This window comes from Pirellulales bacterium (assembly GCA_033762255.1).
In the GTDB taxonomy this organism is placed as follows: Bacteria; Planctomycetota; Planctomycetia; order Pirellulales; family JALHPA01; genus JANRLT01.
This window is the reverse complement of the sequence record JANRLT010000054.1, coordinates 1-25,710: the sequence shown is the minus strand read 5'-3', so window position 1 is coordinate 25,710 and position 25,710 is coordinate 1. Positions and strand designations below refer to the sequence as shown.

Below are 25,710 nucleotides of genomic sequence, written 5' to 3'. Positions count from 1 at the left end.
TAAAACTAGTGGAACTGGGCAAAGTTTAGCCGTGTGTTAATTTACGCGAAATGAATCAATCTTGACTCACTAGGCGAGATAGATATAATTCGCATACAAGGCAAACTTGGCAATTTGGATGCCCGGCAACCTTGGGATTTTTTGGTAACTTGGGTGATCTGTGGACTGATGGTCCGTGGATTGTCCCTCAGCCAAAGATCTTAAAACTTGTCCAAGCGTACGGTGTCACGGAAAGACAATCAACCCAGGTGCTGTCCGGGTATCTCTAACGGTTTAGGGAACAAACCCACAGCCCCGCTTAGACTAGCTGGACCCTCGGCTAGGGAGAGAAGGGTGGTTCATTCATGAAAGATGTCTACACCACTGGCGAAGCGGCTAAAATCTGCAAAGTCAGTCAACAAACGATCATTCGCTGCTTTGATTCGGGCCAGTTAAAGGGCTTTCGCGTCCCGGGCAGCCGGTTTCGGCGGATTCCCCGCGCCGAACTATTCATGTTCATGCGCGATAACGGCATTCCGACCGACGCGCTTGAAAGCGGCAAGCGCAAATTGCTGATTGTCGATGACGACATCGCGCTGGTCGAACTGATGGTCGATATGCTTGAACGGGATGGCCGTTTTGAGATCCGCACCGTCAATAACGGCTTTGACGCCGGTATGATGGTCAAGGAATACCACCCCGACCTGCTGGTGCTGGATGTGATGCTGCCTGATATCAATGGAAAGGAAGTTTGCCAGCGGGTGCGCGGCGACTCCACCATGGATGACGTCAAAATCATCTGCATCAGCGGCATGGTCGAAGCGGACAAAATCGAAGACCTCAAACTATCCGGCGCGAACGACTTTTTGCAAAAGCCGTTCGAGATCGACGCGCTCATCGACCGCATCTGCGCCCATTTGGATATGGAAAGCGTCACCGCCAGCTAGCGGTGCCCCCTTTTTACGACGTGGACATTTTTTGCGATAAACCGCGGATCACCCCCGCCCCGGCGGGGGTTTTTTCTGCGCGGATCCGCCGCCATGCCGGATTTCCCCCACCCCCCCTCATCCCGTGACATGACCAATAACGGGCATATAGCCCCGCCGCGGGATGCTTTTGACACAAAGCTTCGCAACGCCAAGCTGGCCGCGCTGCGGGAATTTGCCTACGGGGCGGGGCACGAAATCAATAATCCGCTGGCCAATATCTCCGCCCGTGCCCAGGCGCTCTTACGGGGCGAAACCGACACCGCCAAACGGCAAACCCTGGCGATGATTATCGCCCAGGCGCAACGGGCCCACGAGATGATCGCCGATTTGATGCTCTTTGCCAAACCCCCGGCGCTGCGAAGGGAAAAAATTTCCGTCGGACCGTGGCTCCTCGGCCTGTTAGAGAAATTCCATCCCGTGGCCGAAGCCAAGTCCGTGGGGCTTGCCTGGAAATTGCCTGGCGACCTTCCAGTGATCTTTGCCGATCCGGTCCAACTGGCGGTCGCATTGCGGGCGGTCTTACAGAATGCGTGCGATGTGCTGACAGCGGGAGGGGAAATTGCCGTTACCGCTAGTGTTGAAATTCCCCCTCGCCCTCCGGGAAAAGGTTCCTTAGCTCTCCCTCTCCCCCCGGGAGAGGGCCGGAGTGAGGGTATGCAGGGGAGCGGGGGAGCAGGAGAGCGGTGGAGCGGGGGTGAAGAGGTGCAGGCTGAGGCGGTGCCGGGCGAATTGATGCCTGGTGAATTGATGCCGGGTGAGGAGGCAAATACCACTCCCCCTCTTCCCCCGGGAGAGGGTCGGGGTGAGGGGCTAGAAATCATTATTCAGGACAATGGCCCCGGTTTAACCGACCGCGAACGGGAGCACCTGTTTGATCCGTTCTTTAGTGGGCGTGAGGCCGGCCGCGGGCTGGGCTTTGGCCTGTGCAAAGCTTGGCGCATTATCACCGACCACGGTGGAACCATCGACGTCACCAGCGAACCAGGCCAGGGATGCACGGCGCGAATTTGGCTGCCAACCATGGGGTCGGGAGTCTGACGCGGTGAAAAACTCCGGAACATCACTGTGGGCCAACGGCCCAACCGATCCCAGCCTAGGGCGACGCTGCGCTTGTCCGATAAAATCTTTCGCCCCTTCGTTACTTTTTGTTCAATAAGTATTCGTAATTGCTCTACGCCAATTAAAAAACATAAAATTTCTCCTCTGCTTCCTCCGTTTCCTCCTGTTCAAATAAATTTTGGCATGGCGTTCTGAATCGGGCCGTTGGTTGGGCTTTCAGCCCACAGACTAATAAATCTCCCGCCTTCCTATAGCTTCAGCTTGGAATCCGCCGGCGCGGTGGGGGTCTTACTGGCGTTCTTTTCATAGATCCACCAGGCAAACACGCAGACCAGCGAGCCGACAAACGCCGACAGCAAATCCTCGAACGTGACTTTGAGTTCCCCCAGGCCCAGGTCGATGCTAAAGAGCCAAAAAATCAGCCCCCCCACGAGTGCCCCAACAATGCCGATGGCAAAATTGGTCCAGTGCCCATAGCCTTCCTTGCTGAGCGTGACCAGCCGCCCGGCGAGAGTGCCAGCGAACGCCCCTACCAGTAGCCAGACCACGATTTTACCCGCGAGCAACATGACAAACCTCCAAAGTAAAATGGCAAAATCCCCCCTCCGCCGCAAAATATAGCATGTTTTGCCGGATCGGGGAGTCGCAAAACCATGGGGATTCCCCCGCCGTGGCCAGATTCGCTCGCCAGCGGCCTCCGCCCGGGTGTAAAATCAATAGCCGCGGGGCCGGATTCATCTTTTTTTTCTTGCGGCTCCGCGAAACCTCTTTTCGTGAAGGAGTCTGCCATGTCCGAGGAACCACGTGGGTATCAGTTTAGGTTACGGGATCTGTTAGCGCTTTTTGTTGTTTTTGCGCTAGTCTGGGCGCTATGTGCGCCTGGAATTATTACGACAAGGATTACATCACTGAGAATCTCTTGTCGCAACGCCATCCGCTATCTGCCAATCGCGGTCCACAATTACAACGACGCACAAAAGTCTCTGCCGCCGTTGTACTTTTCCGGCTTTCCGCAGGAAGGTTTGGCCGCCGATGTCAAAGCGGGCGACGCGGATGACCCCCGCAATCCGCAGAATATCTTGAACCCGGCCAATCCCGCCGTCGCGGATCAGTACAGCTTTCTGGTACGGCTAATGCCGTATATCGAGGAGGATGCGAGCTACAAGCAGATTTCGAGAGCGTCCAACAAATTCACGCTCAAGCGGTCCCGCGTTACAATACCAAATCCCGCGGGAGGGACGTACAGAAACAGCAAAGTTTCGCTCGAACAACTACCAATATCCGCGTTCATCTGCCCTTCCTACTCCGGCGATTGTTCCAACACCGGCCGTTACAGCGTGGTCGATCCGGCCAAGTCCGTGTACGGCGTAACCAACTACATCGCCACGCCCGCGACCGCGCAGCAGCGGTTTTGCCAGGAAGCGCCCGACAGCGTGGCGGAGGGAGTGATCATTCCCGGAAAGTTGTCGCGCGGCATCTCGATGGCCGGCATTTGCGACGGCACGTCCAAAACAATCATGATGTGCGAATCCAAAGAGGGGATGAATCCTCAGCCAGTGAATGGCCAAGCGCCCCCCAACTGCAATAGCTGGTCCGACCCGCGCTGCGTCTGGGCGTGCGGTTTTCCGGTGGAGTTTACGACAGGCACAGCCGTTGATAAAGGAAAGGCCAGTACGCCGCCATGCATTTTAACAGGCCCAAAGGGGCATTACTTTCAGGGAATTTCGCCACCAAATGACAATGTGACCGCGCTCAACTATGGACCGGATGCGACGTTGAAAAACCCCGTTTTTTATAACACCACGGCGGAGCCTCTGCGCTGGTGGGGTCCCAGCAGCGATCACACGGGGGACGTGGTGATCGTCGCTTTTGCGGATAGCTCGGTAATGGAATTGGTCTCCAGCATGGTTCATCCCAGGGTTTATATTGCAATGCTATCGCGTCGTGGCGGGGATGATCCTGCGGGTGATTATAGCGATAGAGATTGAGGATCAGTTAAGAGTCAATTTCAACTAGTGCCATTTTGGCTCCCAGCCCGTGGTTGCCGCGCGGCGCGGCAACCACGGGAGCGATTCACGTTCGTTAATTGTTAGATTCGCCCGTCAATCGTAAGAGTAGCCGCCAAAGAAGATTTCGCTGGGCTGATTCCCTTGATAGGCCAGGATGTAAACCCCCTGGCCCCGGTCGATCTCTTCGTAGAATTCCATATTTCCCTCGATCATCTGCCGCGTCGGCTGATCCGTGCCAAAAAACTCAACTAGCCGCTCCTCGGGGAGCGGGGCGACTACGCCAAAATCTGGTTCGTCGCCGATGGTGTCGATATCCAAAATCGACCCGGTGCCGTCGGCATCGGCGATTTCCCGCGCTTCGTCGATCGTGGCGGGGCCTTCTTCGCTATAGCGAAAGCGACCGGCTAGAAATTCGCGCTGTTTCAGTTTGTCCAGCGCCCCCTGCACATCCGTCTCGAACGGGACAAAATAATCCCACGGTTCCGCACCCATGTGTCACACTCGCAGTCCAGTGGTTGAAATTTCCGGGCCCGCTGCCCGGTATCATTGAAAGCATAGCACACGCGACGACCGCACAACGTCGGATTGTAGGGATCGTGCGCGGGGGGAAGCGCAGCGTAACCCGATTTAGGAAAAGTTGCACCACGGGGTCGGGAGTCTGACGCGGTAAAAACGCATTTGGCAAGTTGGCTTGTTCGCGGAAGACTCCTGACCCCCTTTGCCTTGCCCGATTTTTGCCACGGATTGGCGTGGAAGTAACACGGGTCCGAGTGAAATATTAATCGGTCAAGATCGTAGCGAATTTGTGGGCCAACGGCGCAACCGATCCCAGCCGTTTTGCCTTGTATTGCGGCAAGCTTTCCCCTATATGTTATTGAGGAAACGACAAGCGAATATGTGGGCCAACGGCCCAACCGATCCCAGCCTAGGGCAAGCGCAGCGTCGCCCTAGGTAGATAAGAACAAAATATGGGAAGGGCTGAAAGCCCGATTCATCCTTACCCAATTCAGCCGCTTAGTCCCAGACATACCGCTCGTCATACTCAATCCCATATTTTGTCAGGAATGCGCGGAACTCGTCCTGAAATGTACGCTGTTGATGATGTATGGCTTGGTTATCAATGTACGTGCGCAAGGCATCCAAATCGGCCGGTCCCACTGAAAATGCTCCATATCCCCGCTGCCAATGAAAATTTATAAAGACTCGGTCTTGTTGCTTAAGCCATTTGGACGAGCTGGTTTTTAGTTCTTCAATCACTTCGGCCATCGTAACGGTTCTGGACATTCGCACCGCCAGATGCACATGATCGGCCACCCCGCCTACACGATAACATTCGCATTTGAGGTTCCTGGTCACTGTTGCCAAGTAGGCATGCAAGGAGGGTAAAATCTGTTCGTTTAAGCAAGGCGTACGATCCTTGGTGCTAAAAATAATGTGCGTCAGGATAAAGGAAAGAGATTGAGGCATGATATGCGTATTGTTGAATCGGGCCTTTGGCCCTTCCTACTAGAATTATCGTTAACCTAGGGCGACGCTGCGCTTGCCCTAGGCTGGGATATGTTGGGCTTTCAGCCCACGGATATGTGTGCGAACCGTTGGCCTGTGATTAACGTGTTGAATCGGGCCTTTGGCCCTTCACTTTGAAAAGCATCAATTACCTAGGGCGACGCTGCGCTTGCCCTAGGCTGGGATATGTTGGGCTTTCAGCCCACGGATATGTGTGTGGACCGTTGGCCTGTGATTAACGTGTTGAATCGGGCCTTTGGCCCTACCTATTGTGTTTCCCTATTATCCAAGGGCGACGCTTTGCTTGCCGCAATTCAAATATGTAAGGCTGGGATCGGTTGGGCCAACGGCCCACAAGCTACAAACACTTTCAGTCATTTCACAACGAGTCTCATTTTCCCGCCTTGCTCAACAGTCGGTCGATCCGCGCGAGCGACCGCGCGCGGCCCAGAATCGCCAGCGTGTCATACAGGCCCATGCCGACAGTTTTGCCGCAGAGGGCCAAGCGCAGTGGATGGATAAGGTCCCCCGGTTTGATCGCCTTGGCCGCGACAAACGCTTGCAGCGCGGCCTCCAGCGGCGCTACCGCAAAGTCCGGCACGGCGGCCAACGTGTCGCGAAATTCATCTAACAATTGCCGCGCCATCGGCTGGGCAAAAGTCTTTTCCACCGCGGCTTGGTCATAAACCAGTTCTTCGTCCGGCACAAAAAATTCGGTAAAGTTTAGAATATCTCCAAAGACCTTGATCCGGTCCCCTGCGGCGGCGATGATTTGCAGCACATACGGCCCGACTGCGCAATCGACCGGTTTGGGCAAATGCCCCGCCCGCTGCAAGAAATCGATCAGGCGGGGGACTTTTTGCTTGGCGGGAAGCTCCGCAAAGTAATGGTCCTGAAACGCTTGCAGCTTTTTGGGGTCAAAGCTGGCCGGGGCCTTGTTCACCCGCGCGAGCGTAAAATCACGGATCATTTCCTCGCGGGTAAAATATTCGGTCTTGTCATCCAGCGACCAACCCAACAGCAGCAGGTAGTTGACGATCGCCTGGGGCAGATATCCCACTTGCTCATAAAAATCGACAATGACGGGGTTAAAGGTGTCCGCCGCCAGATTTAACCCCAACTTTGTCGCAATTCCCTGCCCATGATCGTTCAGCGCGGCGAATTCTTTGTTCTTTAAATACTTTTCCAGCTTGCGCTTGCTTAGCTTGGTTTTGCTCCCTGGCTCGGCCACGTAGGGCAAATGCGCGTATTGCGGTAACTCATACCCCAGCGACTGGGCGATAAAAATCTGCCGCGGCGTATTGCTCAGGTGCTCTTCCGCGCGAATGACATGCGTAATGGCAAAGTCGTGATCGTCCACCACGCTGGCCAGATGGTACAGGCACGTGCCGTCCGCCCGCTGGATGACATGGTCCTGCTCGCTGGCCCAGGCGAATTCCACATTGCCGCGGATCAGGTCGGGAATCACCAGAGTGCCCGTACGGGGCATTTTTAGCCGGACCACCCCGGCGCGCCCCTCGGCCTCGTATTGCTTGGCTTGTTCGTCGGTTTCGGCCAGCCAGCGGCGGCTATAGACAAAGGTTTGTTTGGCGGCTTCGGCGGCGGCGCGCTCGGCGGCTAATTCCTCGGTCGTGGCAAAATCGCGATAGGCATGCCCGCTGGCGAGCAGCTTTTGCACGGCGGCCTGATAATGCGGCAAACGCTGGGACTGAAAGTACGGCTCATACGGCCCGCCGACTTCGGGGCCTTCGTCCCAGTCGATCCCTAACCAGCGAAACCCGTGCAAAATGGGAGCCAGGGCCGCCTCAACATTGCGCTGCGCGTCGGTATCGTCGATGCGCAGTAAAAACTGCCCGCCATGTTGCCGGGCAAACAACCAATTAAAGAGCGCGGTCCGCACTCCGCCGATGTGCAAATAACCGGTGGGACTGGGGGCAAAACGGGTGCGAACCATAAGTACACAGTTGTAAAAATAGGAGCCTGCCCGGCAACACGAGGCCAAGCGGTTAACAGAAGAAACCAACGTGCCAGGATTATACCATTTGGCGGATAAAATCCGTAGGTCCCAAAGGACGGGGCATGATGGCATGGCGCAAAAAGAAACACCCCATCCCTGGCTCTTGCGCGGGAAGTCGCCGCGGCGCAAGGACTATCATCAACCCCGCAATTTACGCAGACGCTTGCGCTCGGCGCGGCTCAATTTGCGGTTGCCCCCCGTGTCGTCTCCCTCGTCATCGTCGTCACTATCCGGGGTGTCGTCAGTGTAATTCGCAGAGACTGTGGCTTTAGCCTGTTGTTGGTGAATCGCCCCGGCTAAGGGTCCTGGGGGTTTGGTCCCAAAGGCATGCGGCCGGTTCACGTTCCCCGTGGAATTTTTGGTGGCGGGGTTTGCGTCTTTGGTTGTGGGCGTGGCAGCAGGTGTCTTTACCGGCTGGCTTTGGCTAGTGACGCCGGACGGATTGACTTTGCCGTCACTGGTTGGCTTTTCGGACTTGGCGGTGGACGAAGCCGCGGGGCTGCTGGTCGACTTGGCGGGTTTGTCGCTTTCCGGGGTGTGAGCCGCATCGATCCGCACGGTTTCGCCGGACTTGCGTTTGCGAGTCGGCTTTTCCGCCTGGGGCTGCCGCGCGCGGGGCTTGATCACGCCGTCAATTTCCAGTAGCACATGTCGGGCATAGGTACAGAGGCCCAGCATGACCAGCCCGCTACCGACCAGCGCGCAGGCATAGCTGGCAAAAAATGGGGGTAGACTGGGCAAATAGGTTTGATTTTGGGCCACGCCCGCCAACAGGATCAGACCGTTGCCTGGCAAAAATTTTCCCAGTGCCACCGGGCAACGCGCCAGTTCCAGCGAGATACGTATGCCAAAACCCGCTCCAATGACGAGTAACGGACCAATCCACCATACGCTCCCTTCATCCCAGCCGCGAAAGCCCGTCGCCTGCACCATCAGCAATTCCCATAGTTTGTGGACGGGGGCCACCACGCCCACGCTTAGAGTTCCATAAAACATTGCCCCGATCAGCCACAACCGGTATCGACCGCGATAATCATCCAGGCGGTATTGCCGCCAGGTATAGATCAACCCCGCCAACCCGCCGGTCAAACCCAGGGTCATGCTGGTCAGCCAAGCCGCCAGATTGTTCGGCAGTCGCGGGTCGATTGCCGGAAGGCTGGCAACGCCCAGACGCTCGCAGCAATCTTGCTGATAATAGATAGCAACCAGGATGAGGGTGGTGGCCAACAACCACAGCGTGCCGCAGATGGCCAAAATGCGTTTACGGCGGGGGATGAGGTCGCGCAAGCGCAAATCCCCGCAGCGCTGCGCATCCTGCGAATACAAGACTTGTGCGCCGCCGCCGATCGTCGGTTCTTGTGGTTCGGCCCCCTCGCGTAACGCGGATTCCTCGACCAGGGCCCGACGGCGGCGATCATCGCGCGAACGAAGCATAAGGGAAAAATCGACCTTCTTCCATAAAGGGCGTCCACATTGGCCTAACGGAATAGGCCAATCGGAAAAGCTGTGCCGATGGCCCCAGCAACGGCTGCGGCAGGCAGAATAGGCAACCTGCGGTTAACCCCGGTGTTAAATTCGACAAAACTTCCCTGTTTTGCCTGGTTTACCCGTGATTTGCAAAATTGTCAGTAGAAAGCATCGGCAGATTGCGGCGGGGAATTCAGCGGGTAGGCAAGGCCGCTAGCGTATTTAACCTAATGCACTAGTTTTACAAACTTAAGTCTCTTAAATTGAATCCACATAAGTGGAAATGCTTTATAAATGATGTATAATATATGGCAATTGCCTCATATATGGTCCACACATGAACATCCAGCAACAATTAAATGATCGTAAACGCAATCTGCGCATGAGTTTACGTGATATTTCCCGACGTAGCGGCGTTTCCCGGCCCACGTTGAATCGTCTTTTTGCAGGAAACGAGGCAATTAGCAGTAAAGCCATCGCTGCGGTGGCACAGGCCCTGGGTTGTGAATTAACCATTCTGCCGTGTCAAGAAACAAACCTCATGCTCAAAGAGCAAGCCCTAAGAAAAGCCCGACAATTGGCGGACATCACGCAGGCAACATCCGCGCTCGAGGGTCAAGGGCTAACGACAGATGAATACGAGGCTTTGGTCGAGCAGACGTACATTCAACTGATGGCGGGTTCCAAGCGAAAGTTGTGGCAGTGAAAAATTGTGGCAGTGACAGGAATACCTTGGATGACCTGGAAGGTGAAACACCCTTGGATCTACGCGAGGGCCTGCTGGACCCGTCGATTGTTAATCGTCGACAGTTGTCCATCGCGGAAGCACAAAATTTACATGACGCGACCATTAAATACCTGGCGGGCACTCCCTCACGCAAACTAGCCCCGTTTAACTACACATGGGTCTTACGCTTGCATGCGGAAATGTTTGGAAAAGTATGGGATTGGGCGGGAACGATACGAGCCGTGGAACTCAATTTGGGGAGCCAACCGGCGCTGATCGTGGAGCAGTTGCAACAGTTGCTTGCCGATCTGGTATACTGGAGGAAACATTGGCCCGACCCCCTTGAGCAAGCTGTTCATCTGCATTATCGCGCCGTTAAAATCCATCCCTTTCGCAACGGAAACGGGCGTTGGTCAAGAATGCTAGCCAGTATTTGGCTGAAGCAACGTCGCCACCCCCTGCCTGTCTGGCCCGCCGAAGTTGGCAGCCAAGTGAGTTCCTTGCGGCAAGAGTATATTGATTGCCTGAAAGTGGCGGATGCGGGGAACTTGCGCCTTCTCTACGAACTGCATCATCGACTGTTGCCAAAGTAGCTTGGCGATTAAAGCAAACTTCCCATCGCGGTGACTTCGTTTTTATTGGCGGAAAGCTTGCGCAGTAAAAAATCATAACCGCTGCCGCTCAGCAGCAGCTTGAACTTGCTCAAGATCGGATAATCGTCCCCGCCGCGAAATTTGATGGTCACGACAAAACTGCGGCACCAGCGATGACCCAGCCATTTGGCCAGTAATTCATAAATCTTATCGGGAAACGCCGCGACATCGCACAATAACCAATCCACGGGGGCAGGGGGAGAAAACTTAAAAGCATCCCCGCGGGAAAACTCCACCCGCTCATGCCGCATCAGATCATTACGCAAGGGGCTACGGTCAATCGCCTGGACGAATGCCCCTTGTTTAACCGCCCACCAGGTCCAACTACCGGGGCTAGCCCCCAAGTCCACGCACGTTTGCCGGGGGAGAATATTTCTATCCAGGTGTTCGAGGGCCTCGGCGAGTTTGGCAAACGCGCGGGCGGGGGCCTGCAGGTCACTGGGAATTTGGACAATACCTGCGGGAAACCGGCTCAGGCAATCCTGCCAAAAGTTGCGCTCCGGTTCGCTCGTGCTGGACCACCAGCCATAGTCATTCGCGCTCAGACAAACCTGAATAAAAACCTCCCCCGGCTGCCAGGTCCCCGCGGGTTCGAGGAGGGACTTTAATAATCGTTTTTGTTTGCGTTTGAGGTAATCGATCACCACTTCTTGAATGAGTCCCGCGCGGCGGGGAGAAATCTTGCTAAAGAACCGCTCGACGCCTTCGCTTTCGGGCAGAGGGGCGGCATCGGGGGTAAATTCGGCATCGGCGACGGGCGCGTAGCTAAACAAGTGCCAGCGCCAAGCGCGGTCGTGGCCTTCCAGTGCGGTTATCAACCGCGCCCCTAATAGTTCGCCCCAGGTTTGGATGGAAGTCGCGGTAAGCCGCTCGATCATCGGCAGGGCCTGTCGCGACCATGCCAGCGAGGGAATCCAGCCAGCTTGATGCGGGGCATAAATGGGTGAGTGCAGCGGGAGCTGGGTGTCGCCGGGCAGAACCGCGCACACATAGCCCGGCGCGGGGCTAGCCACCCGCACGCTGGACCACTCGCGCAGGATTTCGTCCCGCAGCGCGGACTCGCTGCCGGACTCGCACAAAAACAGATGTTGCGTCATAGACAATGCCGCCCCCCCAGCATAAGCGCCGTGGTATCACCCCAGCCGAAGTACTGGGCAAAAGCCCTTAACTTATTTGGCGGCGGGCCGGATGTCAAAAGAGGGATTGGGGACATAGTTTACCCCGGTGCCCCCCGGTGCGGCGGACCAACTTGCTGGCTGCACCGCCGGATCGACCCTGCCGATGGGTTGCCCGGCGGGACTAACCCGCGTCCAGTCGGACGGAAGAGCCGCGGGTTGCGTATTATTCTGGCTCGTGGCGGGTAAAGGGCTATTTTGAATGGGGAGGGTTGCCCCCCCCATGCCGGGATTGACGGGAATAACCGCGGGAGGGGGATTCGAGATTCCCGGGGCAAGATTTTGCGTATTGCTGGCGGGCGCGGCCTGGATTTGAACTGTTGCCAAATCAACGTCCGCGGAACCGGGATAACTGGGGCGTTGCCACAAGGAGGCTTGCTCGGGACCTAGGGTATTGACCAACAAATCCGGCAGGTCCAGCCTGAATTGCAAATTCGCCAACGGCCAATCCACATCGATGCGGTGGGGCAGCGCCGCGCCGCTGGCGGGGTCTCGTTCGTACTCGCTGGTCATGACCGTGGCAACCCGCTGACCGGTTGCTCCGTACAAATGCTGCTCGGTCACGACACCTCGGCGTATGTCCAAAACGATAACTTGGTTAAGGGCTTCTCCCGCCACCAGGCGCGGGCGGCGCACCTCGACCAGGTCCCCTCCGCGGGGAAATGGGCCTTGGACCTGTTCATTTGGTTGAAAGCTAACCAATCCCAGGGTTTCGGATAACATTTCCGGCTCGATGGGAAAAATCCGCCGCGCCGAACTAGCGGCGAATTGATCATGGCGGCCAAAGTACATCGACGGGGGATTGTTGCGCCGGACCCACAACCAGTATTGGTCGGCGTTGCTCCCCACATCCAATTCCGCCCCGGTGAACGCGGTATCCGCCCGCAGGCGAAAGTTGCGCGGGCGCTCCAGCGCCAGGTTTGCACGCAAATTCAAGGGAGTCCCGGCCGCCTGCAGCGTGCCATTGGTGCAAAGAACCGAACGAACGCGGGCGGTGTTGTTATTGACCTCTGTTAGCACCTGGTTCAAGGGAGCGGCGGGGGGCAGGATTTGCGTCAGCGGCACCCGCCGCCGTGTCGCGCAACCCAACTGCCCCAAACATAACAGCAGCAGCGCCAGCATGACAATCACGCGGACCAGGGGCATGGGTTGCATCCTTGCAATGGGGGAAAAAATTCTATCCGCCGTTTAGGGCAAATCGTCTGCCACGGACAAAAACAACCGGCCCAGCTCGCGCTGGATTTCGGTCACGCGGGAATCCTCGGGGACGATCGCCAGGATTTCAAATTCACAATCGAGCCGGGGGCAATGCACGCGCAGCCGTTCTATCCCCTGCGCGTCCCGTTCGCTGGATTCCAGGCGTAACAGTCGCCGCCGGATCAGCAACAGCGTCAACACATACCGCAAATCGGCCTGCTCGGGGCGACCCGCCAAATCCTCAAAAAACTTCAGCAGCACTTCATTCGGCGCCCAGCGGGGCTTGGTGGTGGCGGTTGGCAAGGGAACCTGGGCTTTCCACCAGGCCACGCATTCCGTGGGAGGACCGTTCCACCCCGCGACGGAGTAGTCCCGCCGTTCAATCTGGGCTCCCTGGCGCAGCAGCACGGTAAAATATGTTTCGCCAGCGGCCAACTCCTGCCCCGTGGCAAAGCAATTTCGCGTGCGGTGTTGCAGTTCAAATTCAAACATGGACAAAACACACCAATCTCGATTTTCCTCCCCCCAGAGCGGGAAGCTGTGCTTGAAACCAGTTGGAAAGCCATGACTCCTGGCAAAAATCCGCAAAATCCTAGATATTTTCCGCGATCTCCACAAGGTCAGCCACCGCCGCTAATTCAAGGGCAAAAGCTTTCCCAATGATATCCGCCAGCTAGCAACGGGGCCGCCTGTCCCGTTAGCCCGCGGTAAAAAAGCGGGAATTTGATCCGCCCGGCCCAATCAAAATTTCCACCTTGGCCAGGCATTTGGGACAATGCCCGGCATAAGCCGTCCCCGCCCGATTAATATAAATGCGGGTATAGCGATCGCAACAACGAAAGTGCATGCCGATGAATTTGCGTCCCGCCGCGGGCATTTCCGCGGATTGCGGGGAAGCCTCTTCCGGCGAGGAAGCAGGCTCGCTGGCGGCGCTGATCAGGTCCAGGTGCTCTCCGGGCATGGGATAAGCTGGAATAGTGACGACGGGGCGGAAGCTGGCGGCCCGGCACGGTTCCCGCGATCCGCCAGTGAATTATTGACCATCATTCAGTGATAGCTGGACCTGATTTTTTCCGCCAGGGCAATTGTTAATTCGCGAAATTCCCAACCCGCGTTGACTCCGCTTTCTGCCGTACCTACCATACAAAGAGGAGCAAGGGGTTGCTAGCATCGCCCGCGGATTGGAGCCATCGACCGGGCAGGCTGCCAATTCACAAAATATTCGCGACAGTCTCAAAAACATTCATCTGGGGAATTTTTTAAAATGCGTGCATTCATTGCGGCCATTTTACACCACACCGGGCGTTGCCCCGGGGGGCTATGTCCGGGAATTATCGCCAGTCTGTGCATGATCTGGGCCCTTGGAGGGACAGCCGCCGTCCTGGCCCAGAATCCTGCCGCCGCGCCTGCCCCAGCCGCCGCGGATAAGAGCTTTGAAAAAGTCGAGCTAGAGACCAGCGACGGCGTAGCCCTTTCGGTCTCGTATTATAAAAGCGATAAAGGGAAACAAGCCGGGGTGATTCTGTTTATCCATCACGACAAGGGAAACAAACAGGATTACGACGGGGTGGCCCGGGCGTTTCAACGGGCGGGTTATGCCGTGGTGGTCCCTGACCTGCGCGGCTATGGTGAAAGCAACAAACGCCTGGTCAAAGAAACCGTGGCCGGCGAATTAAAAGTAACGGACACCAAACCCGTCGAAGCCAAGAAAAAACAAGATTACGAGGACATGATCAAAATTGACCTCGAACGGATAAAAACTTTTTTACTGCAGCGCCATAACAAAGGGGAATTCAACATCCGCAAATTGGGCGTCGTCGGTGTCGAAATGGGCACCGTTTTGACCCTGCACTGGAGTTTGTTCATCGATTGGGCGTGGGAAAACCTCACCACTGGCCCCCAGGGGAAGGATGTGCGGGGTATCGTGCTCATTACCCCCCGCTGGAACCACAAGGGAATCATTATCAATCCCGCTTTTGAGCAAAAGGAATTTATTCCCCAAATTCCGTTTTTGATCATGGTGGGGGGGAAGGATTTGGCCGCCCAACGGGACGCCAAACGGGTTAATGACCAACTCTTGCGACACCACCCGGAGCCTTCCGCCGAGGAAGCGGCCGAAAAGAAAAAGCTCTTTTTCTTTGAATTTGACACCACCCTGCAAGGATATAAATTGCTGACCGCCGGCCAGCTCAAAGTGCTTAACGGTCCCGCCGCTGGCCAAGCCTATGATCCGCTGGGTGTTATTCAGGCGTTCCTGGACAATCGGGTCAAAGGAAACGAGGAAGAATGGGTGGAACGGAGCCTGCCCTAAACCCTCTGCTAGTAAAACGGAGGGCGAAACTAGTTCCGCCACGTGAACTGGGAATGCTTAAAGGGTAGTTTACGTTTTGTGGATGTCGGACATCATCCGACCATCGGGGCAACTTACTTTGGCGGGATCACCAGCAACGTCCCCGGTACTAAACGACTGGGATCCTTGACCCGCCTGGCATTGGCTTGCTGCAATCTCCCCGCTAGTTGCGAATCACCATAAAATTTCTTCGCGATGGTTTCCCAGGTTTCCAGCGGCTTGACAAGGTAAGCACGCTCCCCTTCCGCTGGTAACCGCACCGCTGGCCCAAATAGGGATTCTCCCAACCAGCCCACGGCGGTTTCGCTGGATTGGCCTAATTGATTTGCCCATGTGGCCGGGGGAGGGGCGGTCCCACCCACCCCTGCGGGAGGCCAACCCGTGTAAGCCGACGGAACAGGTGGGATTGCCGACGCGCTGTTTTCCACCGTCAGTCGATCGCTGGCTGATTGAGGGAACGTCGCCATACCCTGTCCCCCCAGCGCGGACGCTTGGGGCGGGGTGATTGATCGCCCGGCGGCGGAATCCGCCCCGGGGAGAGTCGGCGGTGATAAGGGGGCAGGCCAGTTCAGTTGGCTATTTGCCGGGGCGACGGCATTGAGGGTCGGGGGAGGGGCAAGCGCGGCCAACCCCGGTTGGCTGGACGCGACATTATGTCCCGGTCCACCCGGAATGATCAGTTCCCACCCCAAGGGTAAGACTTCGGCATTGGTCAATTGCGGTTGATTCGCGGCAAAAATTTCTCCCGCCCGGGCGGCGTCTCCCAAATATGCCTGCGCTAGCGACGCCAGGGAATCTCCATCCCGCACCCGATGCCGCACCCCCGGCTGCTTATCTTGATTTGCGTCACCAGGCATCACGGCCGGCGCCGCGCGGAGACTGGCGGTGGGGAGCAAATTTTCAAATCCCGCCGGCACGAGCGCGGGGTATGATTCCAACCGCGGCGGCACGGAATTGCCGGAAGCAGGGGGAGTGTAATAAGGTGAGGTCGTCTCCGGAGCCCCGGTGCCGGCCGCGGGAAGAGCTTGTTCAAAAGGAGGAGGAGCAATACGGGATACGGGCAACGCCGCGGAGGGCGTGGCCGTGGGATTTTCCACGGAACTGGTTACCGCGGGGTAGGGGGGGACGGCGGCGATCACCGGCGCTAGGGGCAGCGGACGAAGTGTCTGGGCCGTTGATGGCGATCCGTCCCCCCCGGGGGAACTAACGCTTGCGGACGCGGTCCCGCCGATCCCCGTGGCGGGAGCGCCTTCTTGCACATGGGAGAGCGGGCTGGTTACTCCCGGCACGGCCGCGAGTCCTGTCGTGGCGTCATCCGCCCGCCAGCCATCGTTGGCCAGGGGAGGGGTCGCTGCGAACTGGGGCACAGTATCTCTGAGGGAATCGTATTTTGTTTCGGCGGTGGTATTTCCCGGTTGTCCAGTCGTAGCCGCTAACGGCGCGGGGGTGCCGATAAGCGCGGAAGGCTGAACAGCCAGGCTAGACGGTTCCGGATGGGATTGGGCCACGGATGCGCTGGCCGGAAACAATGCTCCCGCCGAGGTTTCCGGGGAGCGTCCCAAAAAGGGATCATGCGGCGCGGATTCCAGCGGGCGAGGCGCCTGGGCGAACCCCCCCGGCATGTCCGGCAAACCCGGCTGATGGGGCATGATTTGCCCCGTTAATCGTGGTTCTGCCTGGGGAAGCGGAGTGGACGCCGAGATGGGCAACGTGGGACTAGTCGTCCCCGGTTGGGGGGACCAATTTGCCGCGGGCAGTCCGGAGGGAGGGCCTTTTTGAAAACAGAATGCCAATGCCAAACCGACAATGGCAATACCGCCCACCCAGATTAACTTTTTTCGCTGATCGAACATGCCGCACTCCGCTACCAAGAACCGTAACAACCGGCCTTCCTGGCGGGAATGGGAGGGTATCCTATCCTCTCTGATTGTTATCGGAGCTTATGGCGACGCGGGTCGCGAACAAATGCGAAACACCGGACAAAAAAAAGCCTGACACGGTGTTACCATCGCGCCAGACATGCAAGTTTTTGGAATTGGCAAAGTCCAGGCCGAATGATTTTTGACGGGTGCGGCGAAAGACCGAGTAACCGTTCCCTAGCTGACACGGCGGGTTGATGGCTGTCCCCCACTGACGCGGCGGGCTGAATAATGCCTAGGCGGAAGCTTTTTCCTTGCGAAGGGCGGGAAACGCGCGGCTGGCGGCAACGGCCGGCTGGCGTCCGCGAAACCACAGGATGATCGGCGCGGCGATATACACGGTGCTGTACGTACCGGAAATCAACCCGATCAACATGGCAAACGAGAAGGGATGGATCTCTTCTCCGCCAAAGCAATACAAAATGATCGTCACCATCAGCACCGTGCCGCTGGTTAATATCGTGCGTCCCAGCGTCTGATTGACGGCCTTGTTGATCATCTCGGCGGTGATGTCGGGGCTTTTACCCCGCAGTTCCCGAATACGGTCAAAAATCACGATCGTGTCATTGATCGAAAAACCAACAATCGTCAACAGCGCGGCCACCACCTCCAGACTGATCTTGAACGGATTGACCAACGCCCAGCCAAAATACGGCGCCAAATAGGAGCTAAACGCCAAAAATGCCACCGTCACCAACACATCATGAATGAGCGCGATGACCGCCGCAAAACCAAACACAATGTTTTGAAAGCGAAACCATACATACAGCACAATCGCGATCATGCTGACCACCAACGCCCAGATGGCATTTCCCTGTGCGGCGCCGGCGACTTTTTGACCGACGATGTTGGCCTGGGGAAAAATGGGGGTGGAGTTAAACTCGGCCTTCACGGCATCCACCAACGGGCCGAATTCCGCGGGAGGGAGCGAGGAGTTCACCGTCCAAACCCCCTTGGGCACCGAAGGACTCGGGTCGCCGTCTTCGCTGACAAACTCCAACCGGTTCACTTCCAGTTTTTTGTTCTCGATGACGGTGTTAAAGATTTCTTGCAAATTCTCGCGGCTGATTTTATTGCTGCGCAGTTGGGCCTGGTTCGCCCCAGCCGGGGTAGAGTCGACAAAATTCAACTTAACCGAACTTTGCAAATCATAACTGGATGTCGTGGGAGCTGGCGGAGTGGTCTCCTGTGCGGGTGTAACCTGGGCGGGAGTAACGGGTGCCGGCGGAATGGTCGCGGCAGGAGGAATGGTGGATTCAGGCGGGACCGTGGCGGTCGGCGGGACCGTGGCCGCTGGGGTGGTCTCGGCCGCCGGGGAGGCAGCTTCTTTTGCCGAGGTGGATTCCGGGCTTGATGCGGGAGGGACTGGCTCTGTGGCCGGTGAAGCGGGAGCCGGGGAGTTCGTCGCGGGAGTTTCTGTCGCAGAAGTTTCCGCCGAGGGAGTTTCCGTCGCGTCAGCAGAACTCGCCGCCGGTGCATTCTCCCCAGTGGTGCTGTTCTCGCTAGCGGCAGCGGGGGCCGCCGGAACAGTGTCGGCCGCGGGTGCGGGTTCCGCCTGCAAAATCACCGCCAATAACGCCGGTGCAAAAACTTTTCCCCGCCGCCACCAACTGGATTTGTCATTACTGGGCGTGGCAGGCTCTGGAGGCGAGGCAGGTTCCGTAGTTACGGCAGGCTCTGGGGTGGTGGCTTCCTGCGGGGTGGATTCCGCGGCTGGTTGATCGGTTGCGGATTTATCTGTAGCGGGCTGTTCCGCGGGGGGCTGCTCGGCTGTTGGCTGCTCGGCATTGGGCTGCTGGGGGGATGGCTGTTCCGCACTATTTGCCTCAGCGGCGGGAGGAACAGATTCCGTGCCCGGAGGAGTTGCGGTTGCCGAGTTTCCGGTGGCTGGGTTGGGCTGTGCGGGTGCCTCGGCAGAAGGCGCCTTTTCGCTGGCACCCTTATCACTGCCCCCTTTATCTGCGGGCCCCTGCTCGGCGGCGGGCTTTTCCTCCGCGCTTTTTTCAGCGGCGGCCTTCTCCGCGGGGCTGGCGGCGGGAATGTTTGTTAGCGGCGGCACGCCTGTCACGGCGGGCGATTTTGGTTTCGGAGGCGTATAAGGGGTCACATTATCCGCCCTCACAAAATAAGTCTCCAGCTTTCCTTCAAAAATCTTGGCCAACTCCGGTTTGACGACTTTCACATCGGGATTGGTCGTGACAATTTTGTACATCTTTTGTTCAATGCCCCCCGCGGTGTTAACCACTTCGCTCACTTCGGCATCAGGCAAATTAGGCTGATCGGCGATTAACTTGCGCACATCCGATAATGTCAACTTTTGATTATCCTGGTTGAGGATCACCTGAACGGTCGAGCCGCCGGAAAAGTCGATGTCAAGCAAGTCCTTGCCGCGCGAAACCGCCACAAATAGCCCCGCTCCTATCAAGATCAGCGAGGCCGTGATGCACGCGTTCATCGGTTTGACAAAGTCAAAATTTGTCTCGCCCAGCATGCTCATCATGCGGAGATCCTTAAACCAACCTTGGCGTTCGGCCACGTCAAAGATGACCCGCGAGCAATACACGGCGGTGAACAAATTCAGCACCAGGCCCAAGATCAGCGTTGTGGCAAAACCCCGCAGTTGGTCGGTGCCGATGGCAAACAGTACCACGCCGGTGACCAGCGTCGTCAAGTTGGAGTCCACGACCGTGGACATCGCGCGGGCAAAACCGTTGCGAATGGCCATTTTGAGGGACGATCCCCGGGCGCGTTCCTCGCGCATCCGTTCAAAGATCAGCACGTTCGCGTCGACGGCCATCCCTACGCTTAGCACCAGCCCCGCCAGCCCCGCCAGCGTAAAGGCGGCCTTTAGCAGCATCATAAACGCGACCACCAGGATCACGTTCAGCAGTACGGCAAAGTCCGCCACCAGCCCGCAAAAACCGTAATACACCCACATAAAGATCAAAATCGCCAGTGTCGAGACGATCATCGCAACCGCACCGCTGCGAATCGTATCGCTGCCCAGTTGCGCGCTGACGTTGTTTTCTTGGATGGGCGTGCGGTTGAGCGCGGCTGGCAGTTTACCCGAGTTCAGCACCGTGACGATGCGAGAAATTTCTTGCTCGCTAAAATTGCCGGTGATAATCCCTTTGCCGCTGGTAATCGCGTTATTCAGTGAGGGGGCCGTCTGCAGCATATCATCCAAAATCACGCCCAACAGCGCTTTTTCCTTGAGGTCGGATTTGGTGTATTCCGTGGTCATCAAGGCAAATTTGCGAGCCCCTTTTTCATTCAGCGTAAAACTGACGCAGCGTTCGAGGGACTGGGTGTCGGGGGCGGCGCGGCTCAGGTCTTCGCCGGTGACGTTATAAATGTCGTACGCCATCAAGATTTGCGTGCCGTTATAGGCGGGGCGGGTAAACGCCCGGCCCCCGACATTGGCATCGGGCGAACGCAGCACCCACCGGCCGAGCGGTTTATCCCCCAGCATGACCACATCGGGAATCATGCTGTAATCGTATCCCCCAGGGAGGGAGGGATCCGCCCGCCGAAGTTTCTTGACCAGATTGATCAGCGGCGTGTGTTCATTAATAACGGGGGTCTCATTGCCAGTGACCGTGGCCACGATCCGAAATTCCAGCGTCCCCGCCGAACTGATCTTGTCCTTGATCAGTTCCAGTTCCTTAGGGTCGGCCTCTGGGATGATAATTTCCACCTGGTTATTTCCCAGGCTACGAAGTTCAATTTCTTTTTGGCCACCGGGATTGACCCGCTGCTTGAGCGCGTTGACCAGCGTCCCCATGGTCTCGCGCGAGGCGGTTCCCTGGCGCTGAAAAAACATCTGCGTGCTGGTCTTGTTCAAAAATGCCAGTTCCCCCCCGGAAGTGGGCCGCACATCCGCGAGCGCGTTGGCCAGTTCTTGGGATTTGGCCGCGTCCACGCCCGCGGGCAGATCCAGTTGAATCCGGTTTTTGGATCCATCCCCCCCGGCTATGATGCTGACTTTGACATCGGGTATGATTTTTTTGGCGACGCGTTCGATTTCGGCCAAATCCTTGGCATTCAGCGCGACCGAATTCATGATGTTGCTGTCAATCTCGTAGACCAGATTGACCCCCCCCTTGAGGTCGATCCCCAGCTTTGGCGGCCAGCCAAAAAACACCACCGCGCTCCCCGCCACCAATGAAAACAGCACCAAAAAGATGCGCACGGTCGACTCTCCCATCCGCCAGCGCAAGGCCAGCGCCTGGGACAGCAGGTACGTCCCCACGACCAAGCCAATCATCAACAACCACAAAAACCAGCCTTGCCGAAAAAAGGGGACACCCGCCACATCCCCCCCGGGGGCGACCGCCGGAGCGGCGGACATGGCCTGGGCAAACAAAATCGACAAGCTACTCCACAGCGTCATGACAACGAACTTTCCAAAATGTAAGGGAAATCGCGGCTCCCAAAAAAATCGCCGCGTTGCTCAACAGAAACTTTACCGCTGGCATCACCAACAGGCCAAAAAGCCCTGCGGTGCCAAAAATACCACTCCCCTGATCTTCCACGCCCAACAAAAATTCGCAAAAAAATCGCTTCCGCACACCCTCACCAGACTGAACGATTTAGCTTTTCGCATCAGTCGCCGCCGGTTCCTCCAACACCGTCTCAATGGAATTTAACGTCACCTCGATCTTGGTGTTGGTCGCTTCGTCCACTTTTAAAGTTACCCGGTTTTGCTCGCGATCGACGCTATACACTGTCCCATAAATTCCCCCCCGGGTCACCACCCGCGAATTCTTTTTTAACCGCCCCAACCTTTCTTCTTGTTCCTTGGCCGCTTGCTGTTGGGGGCGACTGACCATCAACATAAACAAAATAGGGAGGATTATCAGGGGAAAATACTGCAAAATCAGGCTGCCCAGCGGTTGCTCTTCTTGCGCGGGCTGCTCGGCGGCGGCCTGCGCCCAAAGAGTGGTTGGTGCCCAAAGAGCGGCGTTACCCCCGGCAACAACCCCCCCCATCGGCGGTGCGGCGGTGCCGGATGTAGGGGCCGCAAGCCAAATGAGGCCTAACAGGCACAGGGGTCTCAATTTTCCGATCATAAATATTCCTACGGCCATTTCCCCAAACAGTTTATGAAACGTTCGCGGTCAATTTCGCCCGCTGTAAATTTCAATGTTCAGAATTCGCGGAAATATTGGCAAAAATTCGCTGTCATACGATTTTCGGCGCTTCAAGCCCTTTTTTTCTGCCACCCCTCCGACAGGAGCCCATCACCCCGGCCATTCCGGTCGCCGCCACCCCCGCAAATGACCTTCCAGGAGGGGGCTAGGTCGCAAATCGCCAAAAACAACGGTAGCCCAGTATCATAAACCCTTGCCAGCAAAGGGATCAAGAGGGGTTCACCCCCCCGCCATGGGCAGGCTACACTGCTATTCTATACCGTTAGAGACCCCTTTACCCCGCGATCAGGGGCTTTAGCCACTCATTCTTGCATTTATGGCTATTTAATTGTCCCCGCTGCCGCCGCTCCTGGCAATTCCTTGTAACACCTCCCTGCGATACTCTTATGCAAATTTGGCCAGCCATTGATCTGCGGGGTGGGCAGTGCGTCCGCCTCAAACAAGGGGATTATGCCCAAGAAACCGTCTATAGCGCTCAGCCCGCCGACATGGCCCGTCACTGGGTGAGCCTGGGCGCGCAGTATTTGCACCTCGTTGACCTGGACGGAGCAAGGGATGGCCAACCGACCAACCTGCCCGCCGTACAGCAGATTTTGGCCGCGGTCACCATCCCCTGCGAATTGGGCGGGGGGATCCGCGACGCCGCAACCATCAAACTACTGCTGGATGCCGGCCTAACCCGCCTGGTCCTGGGGACGCGGGCAATCGCCGACCAAACCTGGTTTCGCAACACCGTGCGGCAGTTTCCCGGGCGATTGGTCATGGGGATCGACGCCAAGGATGGCCTGGTTGCCACGCATGGCTGGCTGAGTGTCAGCGAGACGCGGGCGATCGATCTGGCCAGGGAATTTGAAAACGAACCGCTAGCGGCGATCATCTATACCGACATCGCCACCGATGGCATGCTGGCCGGGCCAAATCTTCCCGCCATGGACGAGATGCGCCGGGCGGTGCAATTACCAGTCATTGCCAGCGGCGGCATCACTACGGCCGAGGACGTGCGGCAACTAGCCAAACTGCCAATGGCCGGGGCGATCATCGGCCGTGCGCTGTACGAAAATCGCCTCACGCTGCCGGAGGCGTTGGCGGCGGCAGTGCTGCGCAATTAAGAATGAAAAATGGTACGGGGGCTGGGGTGCGGAGGTGCAGGGGTGCGGAGGTGCAGGGGTGCGGAGGTGCAGGGGTGCGGAGGGAAAGGGGTGCGGAGGGAAAGGGGTGCGGAGGGACAGGGGTGCTGGGGAGCAGGGGTGCGGTGGTGCTGGGGTGTTGGGTGTATTCAACTCCCTCTCCCGATAGCGGCGTTCTCTATTGTACAAACCCCACTTCAGGAGAGGGCCGGGGTGAGGGATTCTGGTAATTGTGAGTTGCGGAGGGAAAGGGGTGCTGGGGAGCAGGGGAAAAAATATTGTCTCCTACCGCAACGCGATACGAATCGCAGCCCAGGGTTACCGCGTCAGCGGTTACCCTGGGGTAATAATCAATCCCATTCTTAATTTTTAATTATAAATTATTAATTGACATTGTCGCAACGCGGTTTTGAATCGCAGCCCAGGGCCAGCGCAGCGTCCCCTGGGTAGACAGCAAAACCCATTAATCCTTACTCCGGCCGGAGGACCGCTTTCACAATCTCTCCGGCGTGCATTTTTTCAAACGCGGTGTGCCAATCCGCCAAGGGCCAGATCCCGCCGATGATCGGCCGCACATCCAATAGCCCGGCGGTTAATAGCCTTAGCACCCGCTCCCAAATCGGCCAGTTGTGGCTAAAGCTACCATGCAGGGTGATGTTTTTTTGCACCAGGGGATCGAGCGAAATCCCAATCGGGGCCTTCCCCCAGCCGACTTTGCTGATCCAGCCGTTGGGCCGCACCGCTTCCAAAGCGGTAACAAAAGTCGCGCTGACACCCGCGGCGTCGACGACCCCCTCCACGCCCAGGCCATCGCTGATTTCGCTGGTTTGTCTGGCCCAATCGACGGGATTGCCGGTGATGGTCTGGCAGCCGTATTGCCGGGCGACGGCCAGGCGGGTTTCATCGCGCGGCAGTCCCGCCACCGCCACGATCCCCCCTTGCAATTTGGCCATCGCCGCGCAGAGAATGCCAATCGGCCCCGGCCCCAGGACCAGCACGCGGTCGCCGGGCTTTATCGTCGCGTGCTGGACCACCGCGTTGTACGCCACGCTGCATGGTTCGGTCAGGGCGGCTACTTCCCACGGCAGACTGTCCGGCACGCGGTGCAGGCACCGCGCGGGGACGCGCACCAGCCGGGTCATCGCCCCGTTCACGCCATAGCCAAACCCCTTGCGCGTGGGATCCAGATTATACAAACCCGCGCGTGAAAGCGGCGAATCGGGATTGATGACCGCGGCGGTTTCGCTGACGGCCCGGTCCCCCGCCCGCCAACCGGTGACGTGCTCTCCCACGGCGGTAATCACGCCGCCAAACTCATGCCCCAGGACCACGGGATAATTGACGGGCCAGCTATGCTCGCTGGTCCATTGGTGAAGGTCACTACCACACACGCCGACCGCGGCGACCTGGAGCAGCACATCGGCGGGACCGATCTGGGGCGCGGGAACGTCCCGCAATTCCACGGAATGCTTTTCCGGTGCGTAATTGACAACAGCGAGCGGCATGGGGGCAATTGAGAATGAAGAATTAATAATTAATAATGAAGAACGGCAGCGATGTATTGTGCAGAATCACCTAGTGATATGCAAGAAAGACCAGGCTCCCCAACAATCCCCAAAGAAGTCGTTGCCAATAGTAAATAATTTTTAATTGTTAATTTTTAATTGTCAATTACCACGTCCCTCGTGCACCCGCCCGCAGATTTCGCGCAAAATGCCCGGCAGGTCGTTACTGGCGGTCCTGAACGCATATTGGTCCACGGTCAGGGGCGCCCCCAACACCACCAGCGGCGCGCCGTACTCCGGCGTGCAAATCGCCTGCTCGATCGTCAGCCCCCCTACCGCCTGCACCGGAATCTTTACCGCCGCCACAATCTCCCGCAGTTGGTCCAGCGGCGTAGCGGGCTTTCCCCCCCGGGCCGCCAGCTCGCGGCGATAATCATACCCAATGTGATGCACAATGTAGTCACAGCCCAATGACTCTAGTCGCCGGGCCTCGGCCACGCGGTCAGCCGCCCCCATGTCATCCCCCATCACCTTCACGCCAAAGTCCCGCCCCGCCCGCACCACGCATTCAATCGTCTCATCATGGGCACGCCCCATCACCACGACATGGGTGGCCCCGGCCCGGGCCATCAGCTCCGCCTCCAGGTAGCCGCCGTCCATGATCTTTAGGTCCGCCACGATCGGCGTCGCGGGAAATCGCTGCCGCAACGCCCGGACCGCTGGCGCGCCGTGGGCGAGGATCAGCGGCGTCCCCGCCTCCAGCCAATCGACCCCGCAGTCAATCGCCAGTTGGGCGGTGGCCAGGGCTTCATCCAGGTCAATCAAGTCAAGCGAAATTTGGACAATCGGCGGATGGGACATGGGGGGAGGGGGAGCAG

The 25,710-nt window shown here is 57.6% G+C and carries 21 protein-coding genes; 7 read left to right on the top strand and 14 right to left on the bottom strand.

What is annotated here, in order from left to right:
• Positions 1-344: 344 nt before the first annotated feature.
• Together SFX18_15565 and SFX18_15560 are read left to right on the top strand one after the other, a co-directional pair.
• The gene (locus SFX18_15565) at positions 345-926 is read left to right on the top strand and encodes a response regulator (protein MDX1964569.1); all 582 of its coding nucleotides are present in this window, start codon (positions 345-347) and stop codon (positions 924-926) included.
• A 93-nt stretch (positions 927-1,019) separates the two neighbouring features.
• On the top strand, positions 1,020-2,006 hold the full coding sequence (locus SFX18_15560; protein ID MDX1964568.1) for a HAMP domain-containing sensor histidine kinase: 987 nt from the start codon (positions 1,020-1,022) through the stop codon (positions 2,004-2,006).
• 269 nt (positions 2,007-2,275) lie between these two features.
• On the opposite strand, the gene SFX18_15555 is transcribed toward SFX18_15560, so the two are convergent.
• Positions 2,276-2,596, bottom strand: a complete 321-nt coding sequence (locus tag SFX18_15555) for a GlsB/YeaQ/YmgE family stress response membrane protein (protein ID MDX1964567.1) — start codon at positions 2,594-2,596, stop codon at positions 2,276-2,278.
• Between the two features lie 84 nt (positions 2,597-2,680).
• Between SFX18_15555 and SFX18_15550 the strand changes: the two genes are divergently transcribed.
• Complete coding sequence (locus tag SFX18_15550; protein MDX1964566.1) at positions 2,681-4,015, top strand: DUF1559 domain-containing protein; 1,335 nt, start codon at positions 2,681-2,683, stop codon at positions 4,013-4,015.
• A gap of 114 nt (positions 4,016-4,129) precedes the next feature.
• On the opposite strand, the gene SFX18_15545 is transcribed toward SFX18_15550, so the two are convergent.
• From SFX18_15545 to SFX18_15530, 4 genes are all read right to left on the bottom strand, one after another.
• Entirely contained in the window at positions 4,130-4,528 is a 399-nt protein-coding gene (locus SFX18_15545) for a hypothetical protein (GenBank protein ID MDX1964565.1), read from the bottom strand.
• A gap of 522 nt (positions 4,529-5,050) precedes the next feature.
• Positions 5,051-5,503: an IS200/IS605 family transposase gene (gene tnpA, locus SFX18_15540; protein MDX1964564.1), complete on the bottom strand. Its 453-nt coding sequence runs from the start codon at positions 5,501-5,503 to the stop codon at positions 5,051-5,053.
• A 430-nt stretch (positions 5,504-5,933) separates the two neighbouring features.
• Positions 5,934-7,496: a glutamate--tRNA ligase gene (gene gltX, locus SFX18_15535; protein ID MDX1964563.1), complete on the bottom strand. Its 1,563-nt coding sequence runs from the start codon at positions 7,494-7,496 to the stop codon at positions 5,934-5,936.
• Positions 7,497-7,697: 201 nt separating this feature from the next.
• Complete coding sequence (locus tag SFX18_15530) at positions 7,698-8,993, bottom strand: hypothetical protein (protein MDX1964562.1); 1,296 nt, start codon at positions 8,991-8,993, stop codon at positions 7,698-7,700.
• Between the two features lie 370 nt (positions 8,994-9,363).
• Between SFX18_15530 and SFX18_15525 the strand changes: the two genes are divergently transcribed.
• Positions 9,364-9,732 carry a helix-turn-helix transcriptional regulator gene (locus SFX18_15525; protein ID MDX1964561.1) on the top strand — a complete coding sequence of 123 codons (369 nt, stop codon included), beginning with the start codon at positions 9,364-9,366 and terminating at the stop codon, positions 9,730-9,732.
• Between the two features lie 26 nt (positions 9,733-9,758).
• Positions 9,759-10,346, top strand: a complete 588-nt coding sequence (locus SFX18_15520; protein MDX1964560.1) for a mobile mystery protein B — start codon at positions 9,759-9,761, stop codon at positions 10,344-10,346.
• 8 nt (positions 10,347-10,354) lie between these two features.
• Here SFX18_15520 and SFX18_15515 read toward each other — a convergent pair whose 3' ends face one another.
• The 4 genes from SFX18_15515 to SFX18_15500 all read right to left on the bottom strand — a co-directional run bounded on the left by SFX18_15515 (position 10,355) and on the right by SFX18_15500 (position 13,739).
• Entirely contained in the window at positions 10,355-11,503 is a 1,149-nt protein-coding gene (locus SFX18_15515; GenBank protein ID MDX1964559.1) for an SAM-dependent methyltransferase, read from the bottom strand.
• A 72-nt stretch (positions 11,504-11,575) separates the two neighbouring features.
• Complete coding sequence (locus tag SFX18_15510) at positions 11,576-12,727, bottom strand: hypothetical protein (protein MDX1964558.1); 1,152 nt, start codon at positions 12,725-12,727, stop codon at positions 11,576-11,578.
• Between the two features lie 42 nt (positions 12,728-12,769).
• Positions 12,770-13,276 carry a hypothetical protein gene (locus tag SFX18_15505; protein ID MDX1964557.1) on the bottom strand — a complete coding sequence of 169 codons (507 nt, stop codon included), beginning with the start codon at positions 13,274-13,276 and terminating at the stop codon, positions 12,770-12,772.
• Between the two features lie 199 nt (positions 13,277-13,475).
• On the bottom strand, positions 13,476-13,739 hold the full coding sequence (locus SFX18_15500) for a hypothetical protein (protein ID MDX1964556.1): 264 nt from the start codon (positions 13,737-13,739) through the stop codon (positions 13,476-13,478).
• 303 nt (positions 13,740-14,042) lie between these two features.
• Here SFX18_15500 and SFX18_15495 point away from each other — a divergent pair, with 303 nt between their 5' ends.
• Positions 14,043-15,089: a hypothetical protein gene (locus tag SFX18_15495; GenBank protein MDX1964555.1), complete on the top strand. Its 1,047-nt coding sequence runs from the start codon at positions 14,043-14,045 to the stop codon at positions 15,087-15,089.
• A 113-nt stretch (positions 15,090-15,202) separates the two neighbouring features.
• Here SFX18_15495 and SFX18_15490 read toward each other — a convergent pair whose 3' ends face one another.
• From SFX18_15490 to yajC, 3 genes are all read right to left on the bottom strand, one after another.
• Positions 15,203-16,981, bottom strand: a complete 1,779-nt coding sequence (locus SFX18_15490; GenBank protein ID MDX1964554.1) for a LysM peptidoglycan-binding domain-containing protein — start codon at positions 16,979-16,981, stop codon at positions 15,203-15,205.
• A 301-nt stretch (positions 16,982-17,282) separates the two neighbouring features.
• Positions 17,283-21,440, bottom strand: coding sequence for a protein translocase subunit SecD (gene secD / locus SFX18_15485; protein MDX1964553.1), 4,158 nt, complete (start codon positions 21,438-21,440; stop codon positions 17,283-17,285).
• Positions 21,441-21,639: 199 nt separating this feature from the next.
• A complete protein-coding gene (yajC, locus tag SFX18_15480; protein ID MDX1964552.1) occupies positions 21,640-22,119 on the bottom strand; it encodes a preprotein translocase subunit YajC in 480 nt (159 codons plus the stop codon).
• A gap of 467 nt (positions 22,120-22,586) precedes the next feature.
• On the opposite strand from yajC, the gene hisA reads away from it, so the two are divergent.
• Entirely contained in the window at positions 22,587-23,309 is a 723-nt protein-coding gene (hisA, locus tag SFX18_15475; protein ID MDX1964551.1) for a 1-(5-phosphoribosyl)-5-[(5-phosphoribosylamino)methylideneamino]imidazole-4-carboxamide isomerase, read from the top strand.
• A gap of 488 nt (positions 23,310-23,797) precedes the next feature.
• On the opposite strand, the gene SFX18_15470 is transcribed toward hisA, so the two are convergent.
• Both SFX18_15470 and SFX18_15465 read right to left on the bottom strand, forming a co-directional pair.
• Entirely contained in the window at positions 23,798-24,832 is a 1,035-nt protein-coding gene (locus SFX18_15470; GenBank protein ID MDX1964550.1) for a zinc-binding dehydrogenase, read from the bottom strand.
• 162 nt (positions 24,833-24,994) lie between these two features.
• Entirely contained in the window at positions 24,995-25,693 is a 699-nt protein-coding gene (locus tag SFX18_15465) for an orotidine 5'-phosphate decarboxylase / HUMPS family protein (GenBank protein ID MDX1964549.1), read from the bottom strand.
• Positions 25,694-25,710: the final 17 nt, after the last annotated feature.